Here is an 11,042-nt window from a genome sequence, read left to right on the forward strand (position 1 = left end):
GACCGTCCGCCCCATCCCCGAGACGTTAGTTCAAGCGTCCTTTCATCCGCCCGCTCTTCATCAGACCGTCGTAGTGTCTCAAGAGCAGGTGGGATTCGATCTGCTGCAAAGTATCCAGCACCACCCCGACGAGGATCAACAGGGAAGTTCCGCCGTAGAACAAGGCGAACTGTCCGTCGACGCCGATCATCCGCGCGAAGACCGGCAGAATCGCCACGATCGCGAGGCAGATCGACCCCGGCAAGGTGATCCGGGTCATAATGGTGTCCAAATAGCTGGCCGTCTGTTTCCCCGGTTTGATACCCGGAATGAAACCGCCGTTTCGCTTCATGTCGTCGGCCATCTGGTTGGTATTGACGGTAATGGCGGTATAGAAGTAGGTGAAGGCCATCACCAAGAGGCCGAACACGAGGTTATACCAAAAACCGTAAATATTACCGAAAACAGCCCCCAAACCTTGCGTAGCTTCGAATTTGGTGAAGATCAGCGGCAGCATCATGATCGCCTGTGCGAAGATGATCGGCATCACCCCGGCAGCATTAATCTTGAGCGGGATGTATTGCCGAACGCCGCCGTACTGTTTATTCCCGACGATCCGCTTGGCATACTGCACGGGAATCTTCCGAACGGCCTGCACCAAGGCAATCGTCCCCGCAAACACGAGGAACAGCAGCACCAATTCCACGATCAGCATGACGAATCCCCCGCCTGCCGTCGTAAACCGGGCGTTCATCTCAGCAAGGAACGCATGCGGGAGTCTGGCGATAATCCCGATCATAATGATCAAGGATACCCCGTTCCCGATCCCCTTGTCGGTGATCTTCTCGCCGAGCCACATCACAAACATCGTCCCGGCAATCAAGACCATCGTCGCACTGAACGTGAAGAGGAACGATCCGGCCCCCAGCACGAATGCGGAAGGCAGCAGCTGATAGTTCAAGTTAGCCAAATACGCCGGCGCCTGAATCAGGAGAATCCCGATGGTGAGATATCTGGTCCACTGATTGATCTTCCGCCGTCCGCTTTCGCCTTCCTTCTGCAATTTCTGGAAGTACGGAATCGCAATCCCGAGAAGCTGGATCACGATCGAAGCGGAGATATAAGGCATAATCCCCAATGCAAAGATCGACGCATTGGAGAACGCCCCCCCAGAGAAGATGTCGAGCAGCCCCAAAATCCCGTCAGCGGTCTGTTTCTGGAGTCCCGATCCGGAGAGTGCTTCCGGATTGATCCCCGGCAGCACGACGAAACTCCCCAGCCGATAAATCAGAAGCAGCCCCAAAGTGTAGAGGATGCGATTCCGCAGCTCCTCGATTTTGAAGATGTTCCGAATGGTGTCTATTAATTTTTTCATGAGCCGAAAAAGGTAGGCAATGGAAAACGAATCGTTTACAGTTTAGTTACCGTCCCTCCCTGTCCTTCGATGGCCGCCTGAGCGGTTTTCGAGAAGGCGTTGGCCGTAACGTCCACCTTTTTGGTCAAAGTCCCGGTACCGAGAATTTTCACCACATCGTTCTTCGATACAAGACCCGCCGCAACGAGTTCAGCCTGCCCGATCGCAGTCGCCCCCGTCTTAGCCACCAAGGCTTCGATAGCGCCGAGGTTAACCGTCTTGAAAACGACTTTATTGATGTTGGTAAACCCAAATTTCGGCAACCGGCGTTGCAGCGGCATCTGACCGCCCTGGAAACCGCGTTTGCTCTTGTACCCCGACCGCGACTGGGCGCCTTTATGCCCACGGGTAGAAGTTCCGCCGTATCCCGACCCTTGTCCGCGTCCGATGCGTTTTTCGCTGTGCGTGGAGCCTTTGGCGGGTTTGATATTACTGAGGTTCATAATCTTAAGTGTCTCTCTGGAGTTAAGAAAATCGGTTATTTAACGTCTTCAACGGCAACGAGATGTTTTACCTTCTCGATCATGCCCAAGATGTGAGGACATTTGTTGTGTTCAACGCTCTGGCGAATCTTGCGGAGCCCGAGCGCGTCCAAATTGGCCCGTTGCATTTTGGTTGCACCGATGCGGCTTTTGGTCTGGGTGATTTTAACTATGGCCATTTCGCTGTATAGTTACTGTTGGTTGTTGGGGTATCTCTGGGATCAACGGCATGAGGCGCCGAAACCGCTCGATGCGAGAACTACCCGTTGAATACTTTGGTGAGTGAAATCCCGCGGGTTTCGGCAATGGTCACGGCATCGCGCAGTTCGGCCAACGCGGTAACCGTCGCCTTAACGAGGTTGTGCGGGTTCGAAGAGCCTTTACTCTTAGCGAGCACGTTCTTCACGCCGACGCTTTCCAGCACGGCACGCATAGCCCCCCCTGCAATCACCCCGGTACCGGGAGATGCCGGACGCAGCAACACTCTGGAGCCGCTGAATTTAGCCACCTGTTCGTGCGGAATGGTCCCTTTGAGAATCGGCACTTTGATGAGGTTTTTCTTGGCGTCTTCCACCCCTTTGGCGATCGCTGCGGTGACTTCGGAAGCTTTCCCCAAGCCGTAGCCCACGATGCCGTTTTCATTCCCCACGACGACGATAGCGGAAAAAGTGAAGGTACGTCCCCCTTTGGTCACTTTCGTCACGCGCTGAATACTTACCAGCCGATCTTTGAGTTCGATGTCGCTGGTGCGTACTTTTTTTATGTTGTTTGCTGACATAATAATCGGTTGTTATGGAATGTGTTAGAATTTCAGCCCGCCTTCGCGTGCCGCTTCAGCGAGTTGTTTCACACGCCCATGATAGAGGTATCCGTTGCGGTCGAAAGCGACTCCGGAGATTCCGGCAGCAATTGCTTTCGCAGCCACCGCTTTCCCCACGAGGGCCGCTACTTCGGTCTTTTTCAGTCCTTTAGCCGCCGCAACCACCTCTTTGTCCAGCGACGAAGCGGATGCCAAGGTCTTTCCGGCCCGGTCGTCGATCACCTGAGCGTAGATTTGCTTGTTACTGCGAAAAACCGTCAGGCGCGGAGCTTCAGCCGTTCCGTTCACGATTTTGCGAATGCGCATCTTGATGCGTGCGCGTCTTGCTATTTTAGTGAGTGCCATTGTTTCTTAGCTGTTATTTGGAGTTAGCCGACTTACCTGCCTTACGCCGCAGTTGTTCGCCCACGAACTTGATACCTTTACCCTTATACGGTTCCGGCTTGCGCAGCGAGCGGATCTTGGCTGCCACTTGTCCGAGCAATTGTTTGTCCGCGCTCTTGAGGGTCAGAATAGGGTTCCCTTTCTTTTCCGCAAAAGCTTCGGCTTTCACTTCCGCCGGGAGCATGATATGAATATCGTGCGAATACCCCAAGCTCAACTCCAGGATCTGCCCCTTGACTTCGGCTTTGAAACCGACGCCGATGAGTTCCTGTTTGGTTTCATATCCGGTCGAAACGCCGTGCACCATATTGGCGATCAGCGCACGATAAAGCCCGTGCATCGACCGGTGCCGCGGCTGATCGGTCGGCCGGGTCACATGGATTTCTTCTCCCTCGACCTTCACGGTGATGTCCGGATCGACTTTCTGAGAAAGTTGTCCGAGAGGGCCTTTCACGCTGACCACATTATCGGCGCCCACGGTAACGGTAACGCCTTTAGGCAGGTTTACAGGTAATTTTCCGATTCTTGACATTGCGTATTGTCTTGATTGTGAGTGTTGATTAATATACGTAGCACAGCACTTCGCCGCCCACATTGTCCCGCCGCGCCTGTTTATCGGTCATCACCCCTTTAGAGGTAGAGACGATGGCGATTCCGAGGCCGTTCATCACCCGCGGCATCTCGGCCGCGTTGGAGTACTGCCGCAATCCCGGCCGACTCACGCGCGTCAAAGCTTTGATCGCCGGAGTTTTGGTTTCGGGATGGTACTTCAAGGCTATCTTAATGGTAGAGAAGCCTTTTTCGTTTTTTCCGAATTTGTAAGCGAGGATGTAGCCCTGTTCATGGAGGATGCGTACGATCTCTTGCTTGATTTTCGAGCCGGGAGCTTCAACCACTTTGTGGTTGGCTTTCACCGCGTTTCTGATACGAGTCAGAAGATCTGCTATCGGATCTGTCATGGTTAAAAAATGAGTTGTTTTTCTTTGTTTATCAATACATTGCAGCCATCGTGCCTACAAGTGCAGACGATACAACTGGCCGTAAAGAGTGGCAAAGTTACAAACTATTCCTTTATAATCAAATTATTAGAAGGGTTTTCTTTCCGATTTCGACGAAAGAGGGATTCTTTGATGCGGAGAGGGTTGTTTTGAAATCGGCACGGGTTTCGAGCAGGGCCGGGTGCTCCGGGCTTCCGCAACTACGCCTCGGGCGAATCGGGTGGCGACGGCAACTATGGCTACAGCTGGTCGCTCACGGCCAGCGGGGCTAACGGGGTGTTCTTGAGTTTCGGCGTGACGAGCCTCAATGCCTGCAATGCGTATCGTCGTGCCTACGGTTTTCAGTTGCGTTGCCTCTCGGAATAAACGCCGCGGGCCCGCGGGGGGCAAAGGGCCGGGTCTACCCTAAAAATAAGGGCAGCCTCTACCCGAAAGCTACCCCAAGCAACTGGCCGCATCTACCCTACTTTTGAGTGGAATCTTGCGGTTCGAAGAACCGCCCGGGCCGGAGCCACCTCAGGCGTAGGCCTGCAACTTCGCGAAGCTCGTTTGCGGAGCTCGTTTTAGGCCACGCTGGCTCCGACCCGTATCATTTACGCTCTTGGATGAAGTGGGCTGGACGCCCGGGAGATATCGCAATTTTCGACGCGTGAGCGGCGTGTTGCGGGCCTCCCGAAGGCGTCCGGCCCGCACGACCCAAAGGGTCGCAAGAGCAACACCTCGTTCACCGCCCAAAGCTGTCGGGTTCGGCCTGTCGCCCACTCCCCCGAGGCGCTCCGCGCCTCGGCGACAAGGCCGGCGACCCTAAAGGGTCGCAAGAGTTCAGCCCAATCCACCGCCTCAATTTTGCGAGGTTCGCCGCCAGCGGTGACTGCAACGGGCTCCGTCGAGTGCAGTCCGCCGCGTGGGGTGGCGGCGAACTGCGCGGCTCAAAGAGCCGCAGATGCTCGGCCAAATGCTCGGCCCAGCGCGGCGGGAAAACCGATTACGGTTTCCCGCCTGAAGAACAAGCACAGCCCAAAGCTCGCCCCAATTCTCTGCCCCGTGTCCGCCTCACTGCGGCTCCGCTGTCGCTCCGCCACGTTTTCGCGCGCCCCGTTCTTCGTTCGCGCGCCTTGGGAGATCTTTGTCCCGCCTCGAACTGTTCCTTTTGTGAACAAAAGGAACCGAAAAAACTTTAGACGGATGCTTACGCATCCTCAAACTGCTGACGGCCCAACCCAGTTTGCGCGCCTGGAGAAATCTTGTCAAAACACACAAGTGCATTTTGACGATTCCCCTCTTATCTTAAGGCGTGGCGCGCGATCTGGTCATTGCCCGGACGGGTACTGTTCTTTTTAACTTCGCTCCGCTTGTTTTCCTCCTCGCCGCTCGGCAATTTGCAAACTTTGTTTGCATTGCCCTCGCTGGTAGCGTCGGTTGTGAACAAAAAGAACCAGAAAAACTTTAGACGGATGCTGACGCATCCTCCAGCTGCCGACGGCCCAAATCTTTTGTCCGCGCGCTGGCTATAAGGCAGAAACAACCTTAACAAAACATCCAACGGGTGCGTGGACGGGAAATACTCACGCATTTCCACTGGTCGCCTCTAACCCTGTTGTTCGACGCGTATCAGCGTTTCAGCCGTTTCTCCGCCTCCAGCGCCGACACGACGCTCATCACCGGTCGCCCGTCCGGCGTATAGTTAGGCTCGTCGCAGCTGAACAGTTTGCGTATCAACGCCTCCGCCTCCATCGTCGTCACAGAACCCGCTCCGCCCGCAGCGAAGAGCGGAGCGCAACAGCTCCGGGCCATCGCCTCGGCCAGCCGTTCGCGGTGGTTGTCCCGCAGCGAGACTCCCTCCTCCTTGATCTGCCGGAGCAGCTCTTCCACCGCCTGTGCCGGAGCCGCGCTCTCGCCCATCTCGACCGGCAGCCCGTAGACCACCACCGTCGTCCCTCCCATATCCCGGATGTCGAACCCCATCGCCGCCAGCTCCGCCGTGTGTTCGACCAGCAGAAAGTGGTCGGCCGCCGCCAGTTCGATCCGTTCCGGAAAGAGATCCCGCTGGCCCACCACCGAAAAGTCGTTCTCCATCCGCTGCAAAAACTCCTCGTACAAAATCCGCATCCGCGCCCGCGCCCGATCGATGATCACCAGCCCGTCCGCCGTTGCCGTAGCGATATATTTCCCCGCCCCGAACACCAATGCCCGGGCCGTCGTGTCGTCCGGCATGCCGTTCGCCGCAGAACGAATCGTTTCATCGTCGACGAAAAACTCGGTCGTCGTTTCCAGCGGCAAAGTCCCTTGCAATGTATCGTTGCCGTTCGCCTCACTCCCGCCGTTGCTTCCGCCGAAGTCCGGAATCAGCAGGTCGGGCGGAATCATCTCCGTAAACGGCGCCTGTTCCGGATCCTCGAAAGCCGCCCGCGCGCTCCCCGACCTGCCCCCCATTCCGAAATCGGTCGTAGCCGGCGTGTCCCACTCCTTGCGGTCGTAGCTGCGGAACGGGTTGTAGTCATCGCGAGTCGCTGCCGGCGGCGGAGGCGGCATGCGCCTCCCGCTTCCGATGCCCGAACCGCTCCCGTCCGCATCTCGTCGCGGTGACGGGTTGTAAACCGGAATGTCGATCGGCGTCGGGTTGTCGAAGTCGAGCATCGGCACGATGTTGTGCCGCCCCAAGCTCCGCCCCACCGCCGAAGCGAGCATCTGCCACAACGCCTGCTCCTCCTCGAACTTGATTTCGGTCTTCTGCGGGTGGATGTTCACGTCGATGCGCGACGGGTCGACCTCGATATAGATGTAATATGACGGCGTGTAGCCGTACGGCAGCAGTTTGTTGTATCCGTTCACCACCGCCTTTTGCAGGTACGAGCTGCGGAAATAGCGCCCGTTCACGAAGAAGAACTGTTCGCCGCCGCTCTTTTTGGCCGTCGCCGGGAGCCCGATGTAGCCGCCGATCCGAACAATCGGAGTATCGACCTCCACATCCAAGAGTTTGTCTCCCGTCTTGCGTCCCACGACCGCCGCGATGCGCTGCCGCAGCCCGCCCGGCGCCAGGCTGAACAGCGTCTTGTCGTCCGCCACTAAGGTGAAAGCCATCTCCGGATGGCACAGCGCGACGCGCTGGAACTCTGTAATGACCTGCTTGGTCTCCGTCGGATTGGCCTTGAGGAATTTCCGCCGCGCCGGGGTGTTGAAGAAGAGGTTGCGTACCGTAATCTGCGTTCCCTTCGGACAGCTGACGCTTTCGGTGCGCGCGTCGGCCTCCGTTCCCCCGGCAATGGTCACCAGTGTCCCCACCTCGTCCTCCTCGCGCTTCGTCCGAAGCTCGACCTCGGCCACCGAGGCGATCGAGGCGAGTGCCTCGCCGCGAAAACCGAATGTTCGCAAAGCGAAGAGGTCTTCCGACTCCCGAATCTTCGATGTCGCATGGCGCGCGAAGCAGACCACCGCATCGCCGGTCGCCATCCCGCATCCGTCGTCGATCACCTGCACGAGGCTCTTGCCGCCGTCGCGCACGACGACGCTCACGGCATGAGCTCCGGCATCCACCGCGTTCTCCATCAGCTCTTTGACCATCGAGGCGGGCCGTTGCACCACCTCGCCGGCCGCGATCTGGTTCGCGACGGTGTGGGGAAGTATCTGTATCAGGTCGTTCGACACGGGTTATTGCATTAAATGAAGTGTGGAATCAGCGGGGGAAGAGGCTACATCGCCCGCCCGAGGTAGTTGAACATGAGGTAGAGCACCGCCACCGCGCCCGCCAGAAAGAGCACCGTGCGGATCGAGTTGCGTTTCTGCCGCTGCGCCCGTTCGCGCTCCTGCTCCTGCATCCGCAGCAGACGCCGCTCGCGGATGTACATCCCCGGCCGGTACTCTCCCTCGGCGTAGTCGTCGCCGAGGATCATCCGCCGCCGCGTTTTTCGCTCTTCGGCTTCCGGATCCCAGTAGCGGGGTTTGTATTCGAACTGACGGGGCTTGCGCCCGAATCCTATGAATCCTGCCATGGCGGTCGTGTGTTTTGGTCGGTACAAAGATAACATATTCCGAACGGATTTCGGTGTCGGAGAATTGTGCGGGGGTGTGTTCATACATGGAGCGCCCGGCCACGAACCTTGGTTCGTGGCCGGGCGCTCGATGGTCGCAAAAGAGCGGCGGCGGTTACAGCCGCTTCCGGAGCTTTTCTCCCTCGGCTTCGTAGCCCGGTTTGCCGAGCAGGGCGAACATATTTTTCTTGTAGGCCTCCACCCCCGGCTGGTCGAACGGGTTGACGCCCAGCGCATAGCCGCTGATGCCGCACGCCTTTTCGAACATATAGAGCAGCGCCCCGATCGTGTGGGCGTCGATGCGCGGCAGCTCGACGACGATGTTGGGCACCCCGCCGTCCACATGGGCCAGCATTGTCCCGAGGATCGCCATCCCGTTCACCTCGCCGATGCGTTTGCCTGCGAGGAAGTTCAGCCCGTCCAGGTTCTCCTTGTCGGCTTCGATCCGGAACGTGTGCGCCGGCTCCGCCACCCGGATCACCGTCTCGAACATCGTCCGTTCCCCCTCCTGGATATACTGCCCCATCGAGTGCAGGTCCGCCGTCAGGGTCACCGAGGCCGGGAAAATACCCTTGCCCTCTTTCCCCTCGCTCTCGCCGTAGAGCTGTTTCCACCACTCGCCGATGTTTTGCAGCTTCGGTTCGTACGAAGCGAGTATTTCGATCTTCTTCCCGGCCCGATACAGAGCCGTCCGCGCCGCCGCATACTGCATCGCCGGATTTTCGTCGAACGACGCCTCGGCCGTCAGTTGCTCCATCTCCGCAGCCCCCGCCACCAGTCCGCGCACATCGATCCCCGCCACCGCTAATGGCAGCAATCCCACCGGCGTCAGCACCGAGAACCGTCCCCCCACGTTGTCCGGAATCACGAAGGTGCGATACCCCTCCGTATCCGCCAGCTTGCGCAGCGCCCCCTTCGATTCGTCAGTCACGGCCACGATGCGCCGCGCCGCATGCTCCTTGCCGTACCGCCGTTCGATCTCGTCGCGGATAATCCGGAAGGCGATCGCCGGCTCGGTGGTCGTCCCCGATTTCGAGATGACGATCGCCGCGATGTCATAATTTTTGGTCGCCTCCATCAGCTCCCACGTGTAGTCCTCGCTGATGTTCTGCCCGGCGAAGAGCACACGCGGATTCACTCCTTTCTTAGGAGTCGCGAGGCTGTCGAACGAGCCGCTCAACGCCTCCAGCACCGCCTTGGCCCCCAGATAGGAGCCCCCGATCCCGATCGCGATGATCAGGTCGGCTTCGTTCCGCAGCACATTCGCTGCCTCCTGAATCTCATCGAGTTGCGCCGGGGTGATCGACGACGGCAGGTTCACCCACCCCAGAAAGTCGTTCCCCTTTCCCTCGCCGCTGTGCAGCAGGGCGTTGCCCTGTTCGATCTCCGGCCGCAGGGCGGCGATGTCCGCTGCGGTCACCGCCGAGGCCGGTTCGAAAATCTTGTCGATGCGTACGTTTACACTTTTCATAGTCTGTGCGTTATTTGAGTTGATCCAAAATACTCCCAATCTCCGTCCTCGGCGCGCGCCGTTCGTAGAGGATGCCGTACACCGCCTCGGCGATCGGCATCTCGATGCCGAACCGCGACCGCAGCCGGTGGATGCAGTCGGCGGCGTAGTATCCCTCGGCCACCATGTTCATCTCCATCTGGGCGTTCCGCACCGAGTATCCCTTGCCGATCATCACGCCGAACGTCCGGTTGCGGCTGAACTGCGAGTAGCAGGTGACGAGCAGGTCGCCCAGGTAAGCCGACCGGCAGATATCCCGCTCGGCGGCGAAAGTCCCGCCGAGGAAGCGTTCCATCTCCATCGCCGCGTTCGAGATCAACACGGCCAGAAAGTTGTCTCCGTAGCCCAGTCCGTGGGCGATGCCCACCGCGATGGCGTAGATGTTCTTGAGCACCGCCGCGTATTCGGCGCCGTAGATGTCGGTCGAGGTGGAGATGCGGATGTGTTCGCAGGCGAATTTCTCTCCGAGCCGCTCCGCCACGTCCGGCTCTTTGCAGACTAGGGTCAGATAGGACAAGCGTTCGAGGGCGACCTCTTCGGCGTGGCACGGCCCGGTGACGATCCCGATGCGGTCGAAGGGCACGCCGTATCGCTGGTTGAACCACTCGGCGACGGTCAGGTAGCCGTCGGGTACGATTCCTTTGATGGCCGAGACGATGAATTTCCCTTCCAGGGCGTCCGGTGCGAGCGGCGCGACGGTGAGTTCCAGAAAGGCGGAGGGCACGGCGAAGATAATAACGTCCGCTTCCCGCACGACGGCAGCGACGTCGTCGCTGATGGCGAGTCTGTCGCTGCGGAAGTGTATTTGGCTGAGGTATTTAGGGTTGTTCCCGTGCTTGCGGAGGTGTTCTGCGACTTCCGGGTTGCGCACGTGCCACCGGACGTCGTTCCCGTTTTCGAGGAGTATCTTGACGATGGCTGTGGCCCAGCTGCCGTATCCGACGACGGCGCAGCGGGGGTCTCTGTGTATGGGGGTGGGTGACATCGAAATAGTTTGACAGGGTAAAGATAGCGATTTTTTTGAGGAGTGGAGCGGCGGACTGCTGCGAATGGACCCGACAGGAAAGACTGGGCCGGGCTTGGGGCTGAACAGTTGGGGATTGTATCGGCGGGCTGTGTTTTTGGCTGAATTCAAAAGTTTTAGCAGATGAATGGGCCATTGTTTCAGTGGGGCGGAGGCCCGGGAGTTCAGACCAAACTACCGTTCGCTTATATTACATTCTTTCGGTTTCGGCCTGCTCATCTTTCGTTCAAGCGGACGAAGCCTGCGGAGCCCATAGCAACGTCAGTTGCGGGCCTACGCCGCGGGAGGCTTCGGCCCGCGCGACTCTACGAGCCGCAAAAGCTTGGCCCGGTTCTCTGCCCCAATTCTGCCGGTTTCGGGCTGCGCGCTCCGAGGGTGGGCCGAAGGCCCAGCGCGCAGGCCC

12 protein-coding genes are annotated in these 11,042 nt (G+C 58.5%); all 12 read right to left on the bottom strand.

The annotated features are described in order from the left end of the window. Window positions 1–25: 25 nt before the first annotated feature. A complete protein-coding gene (gene secY, locus QZ302_RS01915; RefSeq protein ID WP_294591858.1) occupies window positions 26–1,354 on the bottom strand; it encodes a preprotein translocase subunit SecY in 1,329 nt (442 codons plus the stop codon). A gap of 35 nt (window positions 1,355–1,389) precedes the next feature. After that, window positions 1,390–1,836 carry a 50S ribosomal protein L15 gene (gene rplO, locus QZ302_RS01920; protein WP_294591861.1) on the bottom strand — a complete coding sequence of 149 codons (447 nt, stop codon included), beginning with the start codon at window positions 1,834–1,836 and terminating at the stop codon, window positions 1,390–1,392. Between the two features lie 35 nt (window positions 1,837–1,871). After that, complete coding sequence (gene rpmD, locus QZ302_RS01925; RefSeq protein ID WP_294591863.1) at window positions 1,872–2,054, bottom strand: 50S ribosomal protein L30; 183 nt, start codon at window positions 2,052–2,054, stop codon at window positions 1,872–1,874. An 80-nt stretch (window positions 2,055–2,134) separates the two neighbouring features. Continuing rightward, entirely contained in the window at window positions 2,135–2,653 is a 519-nt protein-coding gene (gene rpsE, locus QZ302_RS01930; RefSeq protein WP_294591865.1) for a 30S ribosomal protein S5, read from the bottom strand. 24 nt (window positions 2,654–2,677) lie between these two features. Then, entirely contained in the window at window positions 2,678–3,040 is a 363-nt protein-coding gene (gene rplR, locus QZ302_RS01935; protein WP_294591867.1) for a 50S ribosomal protein L18, read from the bottom strand. Window positions 3,041–3,053: 13 nt separating this feature from the next. Further along, window positions 3,054–3,611: a 50S ribosomal protein L6 gene (rplF, locus tag QZ302_RS01940; RefSeq protein WP_294591870.1), complete on the bottom strand. Its 558-nt coding sequence runs from the start codon at window positions 3,609–3,611 to the stop codon at window positions 3,054–3,056. A 28-nt stretch (window positions 3,612–3,639) separates the two neighbouring features. Further along, a complete protein-coding gene (gene rpsH / locus QZ302_RS01945) occupies window positions 3,640–4,038 on the bottom strand; it encodes a 30S ribosomal protein S8 (RefSeq protein WP_294591872.1) in 399 nt (132 codons plus the stop codon). Window positions 4,039–5,359: 1,321 nt separating this feature from the next. Continuing rightward, on the bottom strand, window positions 5,360–5,650 hold the full coding sequence (locus tag QZ302_RS01950) for a hypothetical protein (RefSeq protein ID WP_294591874.1): 291 nt from the start codon (window positions 5,648–5,650) through the stop codon (window positions 5,360–5,362). Window positions 5,651–5,688: 38 nt separating this feature from the next. Next, window positions 5,689–7,722 carry a DNA mismatch repair endonuclease MutL gene (mutL, locus tag QZ302_RS01955; RefSeq protein ID WP_294591876.1) on the bottom strand — a complete coding sequence of 678 codons (2,034 nt, stop codon included), beginning with the start codon at window positions 7,720–7,722 and terminating at the stop codon, window positions 5,689–5,691. A gap of 44 nt (window positions 7,723–7,766) precedes the next feature. Continuing rightward, window positions 7,767–8,066: a hypothetical protein gene (locus QZ302_RS01960; protein ID WP_294591879.1), complete on the bottom strand. Its 300-nt coding sequence runs from the start codon at window positions 8,064–8,066 to the stop codon at window positions 7,767–7,769. 154 nt (window positions 8,067–8,220) lie between these two features. Further along, window positions 8,221–9,576, bottom strand: a complete 1,356-nt coding sequence (locus tag QZ302_RS01965; RefSeq protein ID WP_294591880.1) for a glucose-6-phosphate isomerase — start codon at window positions 9,574–9,576, stop codon at window positions 8,221–8,223. A gap of 10 nt (window positions 9,577–9,586) precedes the next feature. Next, the gene (locus tag QZ302_RS01970) at window positions 9,587–10,600 is read right to left on the bottom strand and encodes an NAD(P)H-dependent glycerol-3-phosphate dehydrogenase (protein WP_294591882.1); all 1,014 of its coding nucleotides are present in this window, start codon (window positions 10,598–10,600) and stop codon (window positions 9,587–9,589) included. Window positions 10,601–11,042 lie beyond the last annotated feature (442 nt).

It is taken from the genome of uncultured Rikenella sp. (assembly GCF_910579375.1).
GTDB lineage: Bacteria > Bacteroidota > Bacteroidia > Bacteroidales > Rikenellaceae > Rikenella.